Raw genomic sequence first — 16,079 nt, forward strand, 5'->3', positions numbered from 1 at the left:
ATAAGCGGCATAACAAATATTATAATAAGGGAGTATAAAGATGGCATCTGTAGAAACAAAAGACTTTTCCACCCAAGCAGATGAAGTGATGACACCAAGCAATGCTAGAGTCGAGATGGTGAATGTTGGCGGCCAGAGAGTAATGAAACTAACTGCGCAACCTGGCTGGAAATGGTCGAAAGATATAAAGCCTTCTGTTGGAACAGATAGTTGTCAAGCTAAGCATCTCGGCGTAATCGTTGAAGGCTCAATAACTTGCAGGCACGATGATGGCACAGAAATTACATACAATTCGGGGAGTGCCTATTCAATTGAACCTGGTCATGACGCATGGGTAAATGGAGACACACCTGCTGTAGCCTATGAGTTTCATGGCCTCTGGGGTGAACACGGCTGATGTGATTCACCTTTCTAATTACATATAGAAAGAGCCTCCAGTCTGAGGGAATAAACAGCCTGAGTGAATTATCGGTATGACTGACCTGAAGTTGTGTCAACGTACAAAAATGAAAATCCTTTGTGTCAAAAATGTCCGTATACATGTGGAACGGCCTACAGACATGCCGATATAGATGTAACAACTCAACATGAGAAAAGCGGTGGAGAAAGCAAAAGATGAAAATAGTATATACCGATACTCATAGGAAGAGAAACGCTGCGACCGAGCTCTATGGTGGTGAGTTAGTAAGGCCTTTTGAATGTCCAGAAAGGATGGATTACATTCTCAACCGTCTAAGGGAAACAGACTTCGGTGAAGTGGTGTCCCCCCATGAAGTTCAATCAAAAGCGCTCTCAAAGATCCATGATGCAGGCTATCTATCGTTTTTAAAATCTGCTTGGGACGACTGGAAAGCGGAAGGCTTTAAAGGTGAAGCAATTGCGACCGTTTGGCAGTCACGCTCCATGCCTTCGTCTCATGTCCCAGATTTTATTGAGGGTAAAATGGGATATTACTGCTTGGCTGCTGAAACTTCCATTAGCAATGGGACAGCGGAAGCTGCTTGGGCGTCACTTGATGTTGCACTCAGTGGTGCGGAGTATATTTTGGCTGGTGATCGTTCGGTCTTTTCTCTTTGCCGTCCTCCAGGCCATCATGCTTCACATGATCAATTTGGTGGTTATTGTTTTATTAATAATGCTGCTGTGGCAGCTCAGCACTTGCGGGACAGAGGCTTGGGAAAAGTCGCAGTGCTTGATGTAGACTTTCATCATGGCAATGGAACACAGGCTATTTTTTATGACAGGTCAGATGTTTTGTTTCTGTCTCTTCATGGAGATCCTATGCATGCATTTCCCCATTTTCTTGGGCACGCAGACGAAATCGGCAATGGTGAGGGCGAGGGTTTCAATTTTAATTATCCAATGGCGGCTGGAACCTCCTTTGCTGAATGGAATAATTCTTTGGGGTCTGCGCTGGATCAGATAGAAAAATTTGGTGCTGATGCAGTCATTATATCGCTCGGTGTAGATACATTTGAAAGGGATCCTATCAGTTTTTTCAAACTCACCAGTTCTGATTTCATTAAAATGGGCGCATCTATTGCTTCGTTGAACTTGCCTACATTATTTGTGATGGAAGGGGGATATGCCGTGGAGGAAATCGGAATTAATACTGTTAATGTTTTAACGGGGTTCAAAGAAAAAGAAACATAGGGTTATGATTAAATAGTACTATTAAACTTTAAAACGCTTTTAATAAAAGTCCCAAAGCAGTGATAAATAAAACAACTAATACCGCCAGCCTAAAATTATCTGGGGATAAGAATGGTCTTATTTTTGACCCTAACTTTAGGCCAAAATATACCAGAACTACTCCAGCTAAAGAGAGTTTTATTGCGTCCAATGTGAAGAGTTCTAGGCGAGTTAGACCAATAGCCATAATCAGGCTTGATAATGTAAATGATATATTGGTTGCTTGAATAAATACACTTCTATCAAGATTAAGCGCCATTAAATAAGGGACGCAGGGTACAACTTGTGATCCAGTCAAACCATTAATTATACCTGTTGCTAGGCCACTTATAATACCAGCGGGTCGTTCTTTTGGTGCAGGTAATTTAAATTTAGGTGTGATATAAGAGAAGATACACCAAAATATCAAAACCAAACCTAAAATTGCACCAGCGAACGTGCCGTCTACTTTCGAAAGTAGAGCCAAACCCAAAAAAATCCCTATTACGGTGGAAAGTAGCATAAGCCAAAATCTGTTAAAAGTGGTCCGAAAATGACCTGCCTGTCGCATAACGATCAAATTTGATGCCAATGATGGAATAATTAGTAGTGGGAGAGCCGCTTTGAGGCCAACGGTAAGCACCATAAACGGTAAACATACCGTAGAGAAACCTAGGCCAGTTACACCCTTAACTGAGGATGCAAAAAAATATGTCCCAAGGATTATTATCACTTGTAAAAGGCTATAGTCTTCAAGCAAATTTAGTCTCACTGTTCATTAAAAGTATTTTGAAATTGTGATCAAATATGGATCAATATTTTTAGGAAGTATACATTTTGATTTGATAGATGTTTTCTTCCAAAGAATGGGTTGGATAGGCAAACTTAAATGACCTAAGTATTTATTTTAATTTGACAACCATTCTGGCACCTCAGACTTTGCCCAGCCACTTTGAGCAGCTAGTGCGCAGTCCTTCAAACTTCCAAAGCGTGTTTTCCTCCCAGTTAAACCGTGCGCGTAGTGAGCATATTTACCAGAATTAGTCATAATCACTGATGCTTCAGGGGGAAAAATTGGCTCAGTAATTGAACACCAACAGATATCTGAAATTATCTGAACACCAGAACTATTTAATTTTTCAACTAAACCCTCATTTTTGGCCTTGGATAGTATATCGCGTCCAATTGTAATTATTGTTTTAACGGTTGGATTACAGTTTTTCCCATCGAAAAACTTAACAAAACTTTCGCACTCTTTAAGAGAAGCGTGAGGGCTACCTATCGCTACTAAATCAACCCTTAAATCAGCATAATTAAATTTGTTCCAAAGTTTTGCCAAATGCTGTTTGGTGATATTGAAATTTTTCAAATTTGAAGGAATAGAATATACTTTTCCGGGTGTATGCCCATTGATATGAAGCATTGGAGCGGCAGATGTCGTACCAAATGCTGCGCAAAGCGCTTTTAAATCGTCATCTGATGGAGAAGTCATCTCAAGCCCAGTTACCAGTGGAATTTTGTTAGGAGATAAATCTCCAATCAACCACCCAAGCATGGGCCAAATTGAGTCGTCAAAATCGGTGGGTAGATGAACAGAAATTTCAATTTTGGGTATTCTATTTTCAGTAAGATACACTCCAGCTTTTGGTGCTCGGCCGGTCATTGCAATGAATAAATCAAGATAATCAGGATGCTTTTGTGTTTTTGCACCTAAAATTGAGTTTGCATATATTACGGCATTTGACTCAGACCACCCAATTACTTCATCCCGTTGGGGCTTGTCTTCCAACAAATAGGGAGCACAGGTGTATGTAGGATGCGCGCCCATCTTTTCATAGGCGTCGGCAAGACGGCTAGCCTTATTTCCAAAATCTGGTTCTACTCCTTGGTTTTCCCAATTATTACGATTGACTGAGATTGCGTTTATTGTTGTGGGAATACTTACGTTTGCTCCCAGCTTGTACATTTTTTCTGCAAAAATTAAATTTGCGTCGTGTGCAAGAATACAACCATCAATATGTCCCTTTGTAACGTCGATAAGTTCATTAGCGCTTTGTACTGCTGCCATTTTACATATTGCTTCCATTGCTATTTTGTTAGCAGCACCCTGATCACCGTTAAGCATACGTCGGTCAGTTGACTTTAAATTAAGTGTCTCTGTGTCCAATCCCCATAGCTTTATGGTTTTTGATCCACAAACTAGAGTATTTTCAAAAATCTCTGCTTTATCTGCCATAGCTAGATCAGAATATATATCTTTAGATACCCGTAGGATTGCTACTTTTTTATTAAATAATTGATCAGAAACGATAGCACCCAAAGTCAAAATTTCTTCTTCTTCGTGAAAAATTAGGGCCTTAGGAGCAAGTCCGTTTTGCACCAACTGCAAAAGGACACCGCTTCCGCTGCACGAGCCTCTTGAAGTTGGCATTAATACTAGCTTTCCAACTAGACTGTTTCCGTGATTAATATGGTGTACGTCGACAATGCATCCAGTGCTAGGATCAACGCCACCCCAAAAGCTCAATCCTTCTTTGCACTCAAATATTTCACCGCTTACGTTGGCCTTTACAATTATTTCGGCATTACTACGAAAATTATTTGACATGACATGCAATTCTAAAAACTTCTAGTTATCACGATAACAAATATATTAACCTGTATCTTTTGACCAATAGATATGAGTGATCTTTTCTTATATTGCCAGGAAAATGAAAAGTAGACCCCATAATTAATAACGCCCTGTAAGATCCCCAAAGTGCTCTCTATGAAAGATCAGATTAGTTAGATATGATCAAAAGAAATCATGAAACTTTCTAATTCATTAGGGGTCATTTAATGAGTGATTTACTGGCACTAAAGAAAGATATAATAAATCAATTTGGTACACCTTGTGCGGTTGTGGATCTAAATATTCTTGAAGAGAATATCATTCGCGTTCAGAAAATTTGTGATAAAGCAGGGGTTTTAAATAGACCACATATCAAAACGCATAAGTCTTGTGAGATCGCGCGAATGCAAGTTGATGCAGGTGCATCTGGCGTCACCTGCCAGAAAGTAGGTGAAGCAGAAGTTATGGCAGCCGCGGGTATCAAGGATATTTTGATAGCAACTAACGTATTGGGTGCAGCGGCTTCAGGTGCATTAGCAGCTTTGCAGAGGCGTATTTCGCTTAAAGTATGCGCTGATAGCGCATATTCAATTAATGCGTATTCGACTGCTGCTAAGGATGCAGGGCGTGTTTTGGATGTTTTAGTTGAATGTGACACAGGTCAAAAACGAGCGGGAGTTGAAAATCCGGAAGAAGCGTGCCGTTTTGCCAAGTTAATTGATGATGACAGCTATCTTAACTTTAAGGGACTTCTTTATTATCCAACAAAGGATAACTGGAGTGAAGCGGAGGTTTTCAATTCGAAACTGGTAAAGTTATTAAGTGAAGTAAATTTGGTCCCCGAAATAATATCCACTGGAGGCACTCCAAATCTTCAAAATGTAGGAAAGCTCAGTGGGTCTACAGAGCACAGGGCCGGAACATGTGTTTTTAATGATTTGATGATGATAAAAGATGGGTTTTCTACTATCCATGACTGTGCCCTTTGCATTTATACCAGTGTAGTTAGTCGTGCTGGTAAAGACCGAGGTATATTGGATGCTGGTTCAAAAACATTAACATCAGATTTGGGTGGGTTAAATGGTTTTGGTTCAATTCTAGAATACCCTGATGCAATTATTGGCAAATTAGCTGAAGAGCATGGTTTTCTAAATCTTGAAGATTGTGCTGTTCAGCCTGAAGTAGGAGAAATTGTACGAGTAATACCAAATCATGTATGCGTTGTTGTAAATATGTTTAATGACTTGGTTTTGGTTCGTGATAAAAAAATAATAGATGCTATAAAGGTTGAAGCTCGTGGGTTGCTCGTGTAGCGGCTGTCGGAGCGTCCTTGTTGATAAATTGGATTTCTTTATGACAAATTTGGTTGGGCTTTGTGGATCTTTACGCCATGCATCACTGAATAGAAAATTGTTAAATGAGGCTATTAGGCTTTATCGGCCGGATGAATATGAGGAAGTAGACATTTCACTACCATTATTTGATGAAGATATGGAGACGACTGGTATCCCGGTAAAAGTAAAAGAGGTAGCGGAAGTAATTGAAAAAGCAGATGCAATAATTATAGCAAGTCCGGAATATAACAAAGGTATTTCAGGAGTCCTAAAAAATGCACTAGATTGGTTGAGCCGTACTCCTGGAAGTATATGGAAAGATAAACCAGTCGCATTAGTAAGCGCGGCCGCTGGTCGTTCTGGAGACGAAACAGCACAATTCATGACTCGAGCTTGGTTAACGCCATTTGGTCCGAGACTAGTCACGGCACCCAATGTTTGTGTAGCTAACGCAAAGGATCAATTTGACGCAAACGGAAGCCTCGTTTCTGAGCGTTACACCAATACGCTTAAGTTGCTGATGGAAAAACTAAGAAGAGAAATTCGCATTAGTAAAACAGTGTTTTAAGATCGATATCTAAACTTAGAAAATTAGTAAATAAAATTCAGCTCTTTTGTTAAACTGATAGCCACCTTCTAGTGGTTGATGATTTTTGTATTTTCTCAATAAGGTGCTGGATGCGCATTCCCTGCCTGAAAGAAAATGGCTCAGGACCATTACCCATGATTGCATTTAAGTATCCAGCAATTTCTATTGCTTTCAGATCATTAAAGCCAATTTGGTGTCCTGGTGCTACACAAAAATTACCGTATGGATAATGATCAGGAGCAGCCTCGATCTTTCTAAACCCGCGCCGCCCTCCAGCATCTTTTGTAGAATAAAAGTGCAGTTCATTTAATCGCTCTTGAGTAAAAAAAAGAGCGCCTTTTGATCCATGAACTTCGAAATCATGTTGCATCTTGCGGCCAGTTGCCACCCAATTTCCCTCTACATAACCCGAGGCTCCATTGGAAAAGCGTACAAAAGCCCTTCCTATATCGTCTACTTGAACTGCTTTATTTCCACCTCCAATTTCTGGACGTTCAGAAATTAGATTAATGCAATCTCCCATTACTTCTTTAATCTCTCCTAAAAGAAATTCTGCTGTAGCTAATGCGTGACTGCCTAAATCAGCGAGCGCTCCGCCGCCCGCTTGATCGTGGCGAAATGTAAACGGGTCACTAGCATTCGACATATAATCTTCAGCGTGAATTCCGCGATATGATCGAATTTCACCTAGTTCTCCGCTGGCAATCATTTCTTTCGCCAGAGTTATCATTGGGTTACATAAGTAGTTAAAACCAACTTGTGTTTTTACCCCCATTTTTTCAGCGGCATTTGTCATTTCTAAAGCGTCAGAAAACAGGGGCGCTAATGGTTTCTCACAATAGACATGTTTGCTGGCGGAGATCGCCTCAAGAGCCATCTCTTTGTGAAGTGCGTTAGGTGCCGTAATGTCGATTATATCAATTTCTGGGTTGTTCACTAAATCACGCCAGTTATCTGTTGAATTTTTGAAGCCAAACTCATCTGCTGCGGATTTTGCTGTCTGTTGATCTATGTCTGCTAAAGTGTGAAGATTTACTTTTGCTGGGATATCAAAAACTTTTTGCGCTGTAGCGAAGCCAAAAACATGTGCTTTTCCCATAAAGCCTGAGCCTATAAGGCCGATAGAAAGGGTAGGTTTTCTTATCATAGCAAAGCTTCTTTATTAACAATTAAATTTGGGTTTATTGTCCCATTGAGATAATTAATTGCATTTTCAATGCATGCTAAAGCCATGCGTTCACTAGCCTTATCTGTAAGTCCAGCAATATGCGGGGACAAAAGAGTGTCATCTCTATTACAAAGCGCTTCTTCAGAAGAGGGTGGTTCCTGCTCAAAAACATCAAGACCTACAGCGTGAACCTTTCTTGAATTAAGCGCCTTTAAGAGGGCTTTTTCGCAAATAACACCTCCTCTTGATGTATTTGCGATTATCATTCCAGGTTTCATTTGAGCAAATTCAGTAGTGTTTATAAGTGGTTTTTCACTTTTGGGTACATGGAGCGATAAGCAATCTGCCCAGGCTAATCCTTGCTTTAAATCCATGACTTTGAGCACATCGTTATCTGGCCATAGCTCTGGAGATATGTAAGGATCAAAAGCTCTAACACTCATATTAAAAGCCTTAGCCATTTGTGCCAACTTCTGACCAGCACGACCAAATCCAATTATCAAAAGGTTACTTCCTGAAATTTCCCGTTGTTCAAGTTGATTTCGCCAGTTCCATTTAGATGGATCACGAACTGAGCGATCCCCTCGGATGACATGTTTTGCACAAGCAAGGAGCTGCATCATTGCATGCTCTGCTACTGAAACGGAATTCACGTCACCAACAATTGTTAGGGCAATCTTACGAGAATTAAGTGCGTTTAAATCGATGGCGTCATATCCAACCCCATGACGCGATACGACTTTTAGCTTGGATGCATTATCTAAAGTTTTTGATGAAAGTGGTTGGGTTCGTATTATAAGTGCATCAATGTCTGAAATTAAACTAGCATAAGATTCTTCTGTAATATCCTCTATGTAGGTTATTGAATATCCCTCTTGTTCTAACTCCAAAGTTCGGCTCACCCCTGCTGGATGCAACTTACCAGCAATAAGCAATTTGGACATCAGTAAACTCCACCGGTAACTTGAACTTTTTCTTTACGCCCAGTAAGTTTCCGCCAAGAAGAAACTGAAGCAGCGGCTGCACTTGCGAGCAGCCTGGTATCTCCACCAATAGTGGTTAAGTTATAGCCCCATCCAATAGCTTTTGATGCATATTCAGCAGTTCCGCAGTGAATGCCGGCAATTAGACCGTATTCTTTACAAACACTGGCTACCTTTTGAATTAGAGTAACCATTTCGTCTTCGGTTCGATCCAGCCCCGGAGCCAAACGGCCTAACTGTGTTCCGAGAGTAAGATCAGCCGGTCCAACATATATCCCGTCTAAACCGGCTGTGGCCGCGATGGCCTCCAAATTCTGTACACCATCAGCTGTTTCAATCATTGCAAAGGCCAAAACTTCATCATTAGCCTCAACCCCATAGTCAGGAACTGAAACAGCAACCCTAGTTGGACCAAAACTGCGTTGACCTAGCGGTGGATACCGCATGAAGGATATGAATTCTGCTGCTTCTTCAGAATTATTTATCATTGGGCAGATAATACCCATTGCACCAACATCTAACGCTTTCATTATATAACCTGGATCGCGCCAAGGCACACGTGCCATAAGCGTTGCACCTGAAGATTGCATCGCCTGGAACATCGGTAAAACATCGGAATAATCTAATGCACCATGTTGTATATCTACTGTTACACTATCATACCCCTGCGAGGCCATTATCTCGGCAGTGAAGGAATTTCCAATCGAACACCATCCGTTGAGAATTGGTTGGCCGCTCGACCATAAAGCTTTTAATTTATTTTTTTGCATCTGTGACCCCTCAGATTTCTGCCAAAATTGCCGCCTAATGTTTCAATTGCAATAGTAATAATTTGTCAATATGCATAGCTTGGCACGCTAATTAATTAAATTCTAGAGGGTGAGATGACTGGGAAAACAGTAAAGCTGACAGTTGGTCAAGCAATTGTACGATATTTAATAAATCAATACACAATAATAGACGGTGAACGTCATCAATTATTTGCTGGAGTATTCGGTATTTTTGGTCATGGTAATGTTACTTGCCTATCGGAAGCCCTCGAACAAGTTCAAGACCGGTTGCCTACATGGCGTGGCCAGAATGAGCAATCCATGGCCTTAGCGGCAATTGGATATGCCAAGGCCAAACTGCGCCGTCAAATTATGATTGCGACTACTTCGGTTGGGCCAGGTGCAACTAACATGGTGACTGCCGCAGGAGTGGCACACTCGAATAGATTGCCTGTGTTGCTTTTATCTGGGGATACTTATAATAACCGTTTACCAGATCCCGTTTTACAACAAGTAGAGCATTTTGGTGAACCTTCGACGACGGTGAATGATAGCTTTCGAGCAGTTTCGCGTTATTGGGATCGGATTACCCATCCAGCTCAAATACTTTCTTCATTGCCACAGGCAGTGGCTACGATGATGGATCCAGCAGATTGTGGACCTGCTTTTATTGGATTACCACAGGACGTACAGGAAATAGCTTATGATTATCCAGTCGAATTTTTCACTGAAACAACTTGGAGAATACCACGAAGCAGACCTGATATTCAGCAAGTTGATGAAGCTGTAAAGATTTTAAAAGCGGCAAAGAAACCACTTATTATTTCCGGTGGTGGTGTACGGTATTCAGGTGCTGTAGAGGCGCTTATGAAATTTGCTGAAGACAGGATGATACCAGTTGCGGAAACGATCGCTGGGAAAGGAGCATTCGTTCATGATCATCCATTTTACGTTGGTGCCATAGGTATCGAAGGAACTGACGCCGCTAAAGAATTAGCAGAAAGTGCAGATGTAGTAATTGCAGTAGGAACTCGACTTCAGGATTTTACTACAGGGTCTTGGACGACTTTTCGGTATGATGCTAAATTCATAAATATCAATACTGCTCGCTTCGATGCAAAAAAGCATTTTTCAAATCCGATTGTTGGTGATGCTTTAGAATGTTTAGAGGAACTTAATTCAAAACTTGAAGGATGGGTTTGTGATGCCAGTCGTATAGATGAAGCACGCAAACTATATTCTGATTGGAATGAAGCGATCGATAAAGGGCAGGCGCCCACAAATGCCTCGTTCCCAAGTTATGCTCAAGTTATTGCAGTGGTAAATAAGCATGCCAAACCAACGGATACTATGGTAACAGCAGCTGGTGGATTGCCGGGAGAAACAATTAAAAATTGGCGCGTGAAGGCATCAAATACATTTGACTGTGAGTTTGGATTTTCATGCATGGGATATGAAATAGCTGGAGCCTGGGGGCACGCTATGGCCATGAATGGAGATGGCGTTCCAATCGTCTTGGTGGGTGATGGATCATACATGATGATGAATTCTGATATTTATTCATCAGTTCTGTCGGGTCATAAGATGATTGTTGTTGTGTGTGATAATGGTGGATTTGCGGTAATAAATAGGCTGCAAACCGGTATGGGTGTGCCTGGGTTTAACAATTTACTAAAAGATGCGAGGATAAAAAATAAAGATAACCCCCCACATGTTGATTTTGCTAAGCATGCCGAGGCAATGGGCGCTTTGGCTAAACATTGCGAGAGCCTCTCTGACCTGGAAAATGCCATGGAATGGGCTCAAACGACAGATAGAACAACTGTAATTTCTATTAATTCGGATGCTTATTCATGGACCCCTGGTGGTGCTGACTGGTACGTAGGTGTCCCAGAAATAAATGATCGGCAAAGTATAAGAGAGGCTCGAGAGGGACAAGAAGCGTTTCGCAAGAAACAAAGACAGGGTATTTAACTCAAGGATACTACTTAAATTTCTATGGATATAAAAATTTATGATAGAAAAATTTGATAAATCTACAGCTCTCTTGTTAGTCGATGTTCAGGAAGGTGTTAACGACGTAAAATATTACGGCGGGCCGTCTGGAAAAAGAAATAATGATAGTGCAGAAGAAAATATGCGGTGTCTCTTGACCGAATGGCGGCGACTTGGAAAGCAAGTAGCCTTTACACGGCATAATTCCCGAGAGCTGCACTCACCTTTAAAACTAAGCCTAGAGACAGGAAAGCAGATTGAAGGTCTTGATATCCATGAACCTGATATAGTTGTCGACAAGGACGTAAATAGTGGGTTTATCGGGACTTCACTAGAACTCGAACTCAGACGAAGTGGAATAGATCGACTTGTTGTTATGGGTTTTTATACGAATTATTGCATTGAAACTACTGTTAGAATGGCTGGTAATTTAGGGTTTGATACCTATCTGGTTCATGATGCCTGTGCTGCTATTAACACATTGGGCCATGACGGCACATATTATGAAGCTGATCTGGTTCATAATATGTCCATTGCAAGTTTGCATGGAGAATTTTGTACTGCCATATCAAAAGAAGTAGCTATGAAGCTTTGTGTGGAGGATTGCCTCGAACTTGAGCGCGTTCAAGGAAACGAATGACCTATGGTGTAGCTTCAATGACTGCGCCGCTCAGAGAGGTTGCACTCAGACGTCCAGGAAAGTCCATAATAACAGCAGAACCAAGCGCTTGGAACTATGGCAAGCATTTTGATCCGAGTAAAATTGAGAGTGAATATGACAGATTTGTTTCGGCTCTCGAAAATTTTGGTGTAAAGATCCATTGGATCAAGGGCGATGATTTTGGTAATGCTGATTCTGTATTTGCCTATGATGCTTCTTTGATGACTCCCAATGGTGCAATTTTAATGTCACCCGGAAAGGAAAAAAGGCGAGGAGAAGAAAATCTGCACGCCACTTTCTATCGAAGTAACGGAATACCAATTATCGGACAGATTGAAACTCCCGGAACGGCAGAGGCAGGCGATACACTTTGGCTTGATGAAAACACTATGCTTATAGGTAGAGGTTTTAGGACAAATACAAATGGTGCAGAACAGGTTAAAGACATTTTAAATTCTATAGGTGTTAAATGCTATATTTTCGACTTACCTTTTTACCAAGGTAGAAATGCATGCTTACATTTAATGTCACTTATAAGCATGGTCGATACTAAATCGGCCCTCGTTTTCAAACCATTACTTCCTGTAGGATTGTGGAAACTTTTGATTAAAAAGAATATCAATATTATTTCTGCGCCGGAACCGGAATTTTATTTAAGCGATACCTTAAGTACTAACGTATTGGCTTTGGCTCCCGGAGAATGTGTGATGCTAAATAATCTTCCTGAGACTGAAAAAGTCTTAAGAAATGCCAAGCTAAAAGTGACAACTTTCCAAGCTCCTTCGCTCTGCATTGGATGCGAAGGAGGTCCTACGTGTCTCACGAGACCTATATCTCGTATTTAGGGCGTTGAATGATTATGCATTAGTTGTCTGGAGAAGAGTTTAATCGGAGTGCAACTGAAGTGTTGTTAGATTGTAGTGCAAATTTATTTAAAATGCTTAAAAAATAGGCGATATGTGAATATTGTTGTTTGGCTCCTTTAAAATCTCTACTACAAGCCAAATCTTTCTGGCATTAGCTGTACCATCAATTCTGCTGGGAGACGCGAATTAATATTAAAGAAACATATTTAGATGCTAAGCCCGCGGTTCAACCTAGGGCAAGGGGTTTTGTAAAGCTTTCTGCAAAATATGTGGAGGGACAAAGTCGGATTGATCAGCTACATCAATCTGGATCTTTGAAGGTATTGTTTCCAAGAAATCAGACCAGCTTTTTACAAGCAGTTACTGTCAATACCGCAGGTGGAGCGACTGGGGGTGATCAATTCAAAATAGATGCTACTGTGAAAAAAAACGCGCGTCTAACTTTAACAACTCAAGCAGCAGAACGCGCGTATATGGCTCCGAAGTTCACGGCGGCTTCCGTCCATAATAAAGTAACAGTTGAAAAAAATGCACAGCTTCATTGGATGCCGCAGGAAACTATACTTTTTGAGAATTCCAATCTTTCCCGGTCGCTCATCATAGATATGCATGAAACTAGTAACTGTTTGCTGGTTGAGCCCTTAGTATTTGGGAGAATTGCAAGTGGCGAAAGATTAAATTCTGCAAAAATAAAAGACCATATTGAGATAAGAAAAAATGGTTCTATACATTTCTTAGAGAAGCTCTTCTTATCGAATAATATTACTGAACACCTTAGCAGCGCTACAATTGCCAATGGCGCAAACGTTACGGTTCTTGTTGTTTACATCGGTTCTGATGCTGGCAAGTTACTTCCAGTGGTGCGATCTTTGTTGCCCGAGACTGCGGGTGCTTCCTTGGTGCATAAAGATACCCTTGTTATGCGAGCTTTGGCTCCCAACAGTTACGAAATGAGACATTTTTTAATTCCCGTCTTAAAGCGACTCAGTGGAAATCTATTACCTAAACCATGGATGATTTGAAATGAAACTTACTCCAAGAGAAAAAGATAAATTATTAATAGCAATGGCCGCAGAAGTAGCCAGAAAACGTTTGGCAAGAGGTGTTAAACTAAATCATCCGGAGGCTATTGCCATAATTACTGACGCAGTGGTTGAAGGAGCGAGAGACGGTCGAAGTGTTGCAGATATGATGGAAGCCGGAGCACACGTAATTACCCGGGATCAATGTATGGATGGTATTGCTGATATGATAGCTGAAATTCAAGTTGAGGCTACATTTCCGGATGGAACCAAGCTTGTAACAGTTCACAACCCTATTAGGTAAGATTTATCGAATATATAAAAATTTTAAAAAATCAGATTTTGAGTGAAGTTAAAAACCAAATACTTTTGAGAAAGGCCAAAAAATGATACCCGGCGAAGTAATTCCATTAGCAGGCGCAATAGCACTGAATGAAGATAGAAAAAGTACTACCTTGATGGTTGCTAATACTGGTGATCGTCCCATCCAGGTTGGCTCACACTACCATTTTGGTGAAGCGAATAGTGCTCTTGAATTTGATCGTGAGATTGCACTAGGCATGCGCCTTGATATAGCCGCAGGTACTGCAATACGGTTTGAGCCAGGACAGCAAAGGGAGGTCGAACTTATTGAAATCTCAGGTGGTCGAAGAATTTTTGGATTTAATCAGAAAGTTATGGGAGAAATATAATGGCTTCCACGATATCGAGATATGATTATTCGGCAATGTACGGTCCAACAACTGGCGACAAAATACGGCTTGCTGATACCGACCTTATTATCGAGGTAGAGCGGGATTTCACAACCTATGGTGAAGAAGTTAAGTTCGGCGGTGGAAAGGTCATCCGGGATGGTATGGGGCAATCACAAGCCACACGCTCGCAAGGCGCCGTAGATACGGTGCTAACCAACGCGCTGGTTGTAGATTACAGCGGTATATACAAGGCAGATGTTGGTTTAATGGATGGTCGCATTTTGAAGATCGGCAAAGCAGGAAATCCTGATACCCAACCAAATGTTGATATTGTTATTGGCCCAGGCACGGAAATAATCGCAGCAGAAGGTAAAATCTTAACGGCGGGTGGATTTGATAGCCATATTCATTTTATATGTCCGCAGCAAATCGAGGATGCCCTGCACTCTGGAATTACAACCATGTTGGGAGGCGGAACAGGGCCGGCACACGGGACGCTTGCAACTACTTGCACTCCTGGGCCCTGGCATATAGCTCGAATGCTTCAGGCAGCAGATGCATTTCCTATGAATCTTGCATTTGCAGGAAAAGGAAATGCTTCCCTTCCCCAGGCATTAGAAGAGCAAATTAGAGGTGGTGCATGTGCGTTAAAATTACATGAAGATTGGGGTACTACGCCGGGCGCAATAGATTGTTGTTTGGGTGTAGCAGATGCCATGGATGTACAGGTTATGATACATACCGACACTCTGAATGAGTCTGGTTTTGTAGAAAATACAATTGATTCTTTAAAAGGGCGCACAATACATGCATTTCATACTGAGGGTGCTGGAGGAGGACATGCTCCTGATATTATAAAAATTTGTGGTGAATCGCATGTTTTACCATCTTCAACAAACCCAACTAGACCTTTTACAAAGAACACAATCGAGGAACATCTTGACATGCTCATGGTATGTCATCATCTCGATAAATCTATTCCTGAGGACGTCGCTTTTGCGGAAAGTCGTATACGCCGCGAGACTATTGCAGCAGAAGATATTCTACATGATATGGGTGCATTCAGTATCATAGCTTCTGATAGTCAAGCAATGGGCCGAGTAGGTGAAGTGCTCATTAGGACATGGCAAACGGCTGACAAAATGAAAAAGCAAAGAGGGCAATTAACAGACGAAAATGGTAACAATGATAATTTTCGTGTCCGAAGGTATATTGCGAAATATACTATTAATCCTGCGATTGCACATGGAATGTCGAGTGAAATTGGTAGTGTTGAGATAGGAAAACGAGCTGATCTTGTGTTGTGGGATCCTGCTTTTTTTGGTGTGAAGCCAGAAATGGTTCTACTGGGAGGAACAATCGCCATGGCTCAGATGGGTGATCCTAATGCATCTATTCCAACGCCTCAACCCGTTTACTCTCGCCCAATGTTTGGTGCTTACGGGCGTTCAGTAGAAAAATCAGCTGCTACATTTGTTAGTAAGGCAGCTTTCGACGAAGGGATAAAGAATACACTTGGACTGGCGAAGGAACTTTTACCAGTTATCAACACAAGAGATATTGGCAAGGCAGATTTGTTGCTCAATAATGCGACTCCGGTTATGGAGGTGAATCCAGAGACATATGAAGTCAGGGCAGATGGAGAACTATTGACGTGCGAACCTGCTGAAGTTCTTCCAATGGCGCAACGCTATTTTATGTTTTAAGGAGGCGA

At 41.3% G+C, this 16,079-nt stretch carries 16 protein-coding genes; 11 read left to right on the forward strand and 5 right to left on the reverse strand.

Annotated elements, in window-relative coordinates:
• Window positions 1–40: 40 nt before the first annotated feature.
• On the forward strand, window positions 41–397 hold the full coding sequence (locus tag ACTF5Q_RS04995) for a cupin domain-containing protein (protein WP_154033665.1): 357 nt from the start codon (window positions 41–43) through the stop codon (window positions 395–397).
• A 218-nt stretch (window positions 398–615) separates the two neighbouring features.
• Window positions 616–1,653, forward strand: a complete 1,038-nt coding sequence (locus ACTF5Q_RS05000) for a histone deacetylase family protein (protein WP_438953563.1) — start codon at window positions 616–618, stop codon at window positions 1,651–1,653.
• A 28-nt stretch (window positions 1,654–1,681) separates the two neighbouring features.
• Here ACTF5Q_RS05000 and ACTF5Q_RS05005 read toward each other — a convergent pair whose 3' ends face one another.
• Both ACTF5Q_RS05005 and lhpI read right to left on the reverse strand, forming a co-directional pair.
• Window positions 1,682–2,431: a sulfite exporter TauE/SafE family protein gene (locus ACTF5Q_RS05005; RefSeq protein ID WP_438953564.1), complete on the reverse strand. Its 750-nt coding sequence runs from the start codon at window positions 2,429–2,431 to the stop codon at window positions 1,682–1,684.
• Window positions 2,432–2,578: 147 nt separating this feature from the next.
• Entirely contained in the window at window positions 2,579–4,279 is a 1,701-nt protein-coding gene (gene lhpI, locus ACTF5Q_RS05010; RefSeq protein ID WP_438953565.1) for a cis-3-hydroxy-L-proline dehydratase, read from the reverse strand.
• A gap of 230 nt (window positions 4,280–4,509) precedes the next feature.
• Here lhpI and ACTF5Q_RS05015 point away from each other — a divergent pair, with 230 nt between their 5' ends.
• Window positions 4,510–5,595, forward strand: coding sequence for an alanine racemase (locus ACTF5Q_RS05015; RefSeq protein ID WP_438953566.1), 1,086 nt, complete (start codon window positions 4,510–4,512; stop codon window positions 5,593–5,595).
• A 40-nt stretch (window positions 5,596–5,635) separates the two neighbouring features.
• Window positions 5,636–6,184, forward strand: a complete 549-nt coding sequence (locus ACTF5Q_RS05020; RefSeq protein WP_438953567.1) for an NADPH-dependent FMN reductase — start codon at window positions 5,636–5,638, stop codon at window positions 6,182–6,184.
• Window positions 6,185–6,233: 49 nt separating this feature from the next.
• Here the strand turns inward: ACTF5Q_RS05020 and ACTF5Q_RS05025 are convergent, their stop codons facing one another.
• The 3 genes from ACTF5Q_RS05025 to ACTF5Q_RS05035 are packed head-to-tail and all read right to left on the reverse strand — an operon-like array spanning window position 6,234 to window position 9,126.
• Window positions 6,234–7,352, reverse strand: a complete 1,119-nt coding sequence (locus ACTF5Q_RS05025; RefSeq protein WP_438953568.1) for a Gfo/Idh/MocA family protein — start codon at window positions 7,350–7,352, stop codon at window positions 6,234–6,236.
• A complete protein-coding gene (locus tag ACTF5Q_RS05030; protein ID WP_438953569.1) occupies window positions 7,349–8,317 on the reverse strand; it encodes a hydroxyacid dehydrogenase in 969 nt (322 codons plus the stop codon). The genes ACTF5Q_RS05025 and ACTF5Q_RS05030 overlap by 4 nt, the downstream gene beginning before the upstream one ends.
• Complete coding sequence (locus tag ACTF5Q_RS05035; protein ID WP_438953570.1) at window positions 8,317–9,126, reverse strand: HpcH/HpaI aldolase family protein; 810 nt, start codon at window positions 9,124–9,126, stop codon at window positions 8,317–8,319. The genes ACTF5Q_RS05030 and ACTF5Q_RS05035 overlap by 1 nt, the downstream gene beginning before the upstream one ends.
• A gap of 114 nt (window positions 9,127–9,240) precedes the next feature.
• On the opposite strand from ACTF5Q_RS05035, the gene iolD reads away from it, so the two are divergent.
• From iolD to ureC, 7 genes are all read left to right on the forward strand, one after another.
• Window positions 9,241–11,100 carry a 3D-(3,5/4)-trihydroxycyclohexane-1,2-dione acylhydrolase (decyclizing) gene (iolD, locus tag ACTF5Q_RS05040; RefSeq protein ID WP_438953571.1) on the forward strand — a complete coding sequence of 620 codons (1,860 nt, stop codon included), beginning with the start codon at window positions 9,241–9,243 and terminating at the stop codon, window positions 11,098–11,100.
• A gap of 40 nt (window positions 11,101–11,140) precedes the next feature.
• On the forward strand, window positions 11,141–11,761 hold the full coding sequence (locus ACTF5Q_RS05045; RefSeq protein WP_438953572.1) for an isochorismatase family protein: 621 nt from the start codon (window positions 11,141–11,143) through the stop codon (window positions 11,759–11,761).
• Window positions 11,758–12,627, forward strand: a complete 870-nt coding sequence (locus tag ACTF5Q_RS05050) for a dimethylarginine dimethylaminohydrolase family protein (RefSeq protein ID WP_438953573.1) — start codon at window positions 11,758–11,760, stop codon at window positions 12,625–12,627. Before ACTF5Q_RS05045 ends, ACTF5Q_RS05050 begins: the two co-directional genes overlap by 4 nt.
• Before the next feature lie 290 nt (window positions 12,628–12,917).
• Window positions 12,918–13,670, forward strand: a complete 753-nt coding sequence (locus ACTF5Q_RS05055; protein ID WP_438953574.1) for an urease accessory protein UreD — start codon at window positions 12,918–12,920, stop codon at window positions 13,668–13,670.
• A 1-nt stretch (window position 13,671) separates the two neighbouring features.
• On the forward strand, window positions 13,672–13,974 hold the full coding sequence (locus ACTF5Q_RS05060) for an urease subunit gamma (protein WP_438953575.1): 303 nt from the start codon (window positions 13,672–13,674) through the stop codon (window positions 13,972–13,974).
• Between the two features lie 82 nt (window positions 13,975–14,056).
• Window positions 14,057–14,362, forward strand: a complete 306-nt coding sequence (locus ACTF5Q_RS05065) for an urease subunit beta (RefSeq protein ID WP_438953576.1) — start codon at window positions 14,057–14,059, stop codon at window positions 14,360–14,362.
• Entirely contained in the window at window positions 14,362–16,071 is a 1,710-nt protein-coding gene (ureC, locus tag ACTF5Q_RS05070; RefSeq protein WP_438953577.1) for an urease subunit alpha, read from the forward strand. The genes ACTF5Q_RS05065 and ureC overlap by 1 nt, the downstream gene beginning before the upstream one ends.
• Window positions 16,072–16,079 lie beyond the last annotated feature (8 nt).

Source organism: Candidatus Salinivivens marinus (genome assembly GCF_965655845.1).
Taxonomy (GTDB): domain Bacteria; phylum Pseudomonadota; class Alphaproteobacteria; order Rhodobacterales; family Rhodobacteraceae; genus Salinivivens; species Salinivivens marinus.

Coding starts and splice junctions, on each gene's coding strand:
- ACTF5Q_RS05045 (WP_438953572.1), top strand. CDS start 11,141: ATGATAGAAAAATTTGATAAATCTACAGCTCTCTTGTTAGTCGATGTT.
- ACTF5Q_RS05020 (WP_438953567.1), top strand. CDS start 5,636: ATGACAAATTTGGTTGGGCTTTGTGGATCTTTACGCCATGCATCACTG.
- ureC (WP_438953577.1), top strand. CDS start 14,362: ATGGCTTCCACGATATCGAGATATGATTATTCGGCAATGTACGGTCCA.
- lhpI (WP_438953565.1), bottom strand. CDS start 4,279: ATGTCAAATAATTTTCGTAGTAATGCCGAAATAATTGTAAAGGCCAAC.
- ACTF5Q_RS05035 (WP_438953570.1), bottom strand. CDS start 9,126: ATGCAAAAAAATAAATTAAAAGCTTTATGGTCGAGCGGCCAACCAATT.
- ACTF5Q_RS05065 (WP_438953576.1), top strand. CDS start 14,057: ATGATACCCGGCGAAGTAATTCCATTAGCAGGCGCAATAGCACTGAAT.
- ACTF5Q_RS05060 (WP_438953575.1), top strand. CDS start 13,672: ATGAAACTTACTCCAAGAGAAAAAGATAAATTATTAATAGCAATGGCC.
- ACTF5Q_RS05015 (WP_438953566.1), top strand. CDS start 4,510: ATGAGTGATTTACTGGCACTAAAGAAAGATATAATAAATCAATTTGGT.
- ACTF5Q_RS05025 (WP_438953568.1), bottom strand. CDS start 7,352: ATGATAAGAAAACCTACCCTTTCTATCGGCCTTATAGGCTCAGGCTTT.
- ACTF5Q_RS05050 (WP_438953573.1), top strand. CDS start 11,758: ATGACCTATGGTGTAGCTTCAATGACTGCGCCGCTCAGAGAGGTTGCA.
- iolD (WP_438953571.1), top strand. CDS start 9,241: ATGACTGGGAAAACAGTAAAGCTGACAGTTGGTCAAGCAATTGTACGA.
- ACTF5Q_RS05030 (WP_438953569.1), bottom strand. CDS start 8,317: ATGTCCAAATTGCTTATTGCTGGTAAGTTGCATCCAGCAGGGGTGAGC.
- ACTF5Q_RS04995 (WP_154033665.1), top strand. CDS start 41: ATGGCATCTGTAGAAACAAAAGACTTTTCCACCCAAGCAGATGAAGTG.
- ACTF5Q_RS05000 (WP_438953563.1), top strand. CDS start 616: ATGAAAATAGTATATACCGATACTCATAGGAAGAGAAACGCTGCGACC.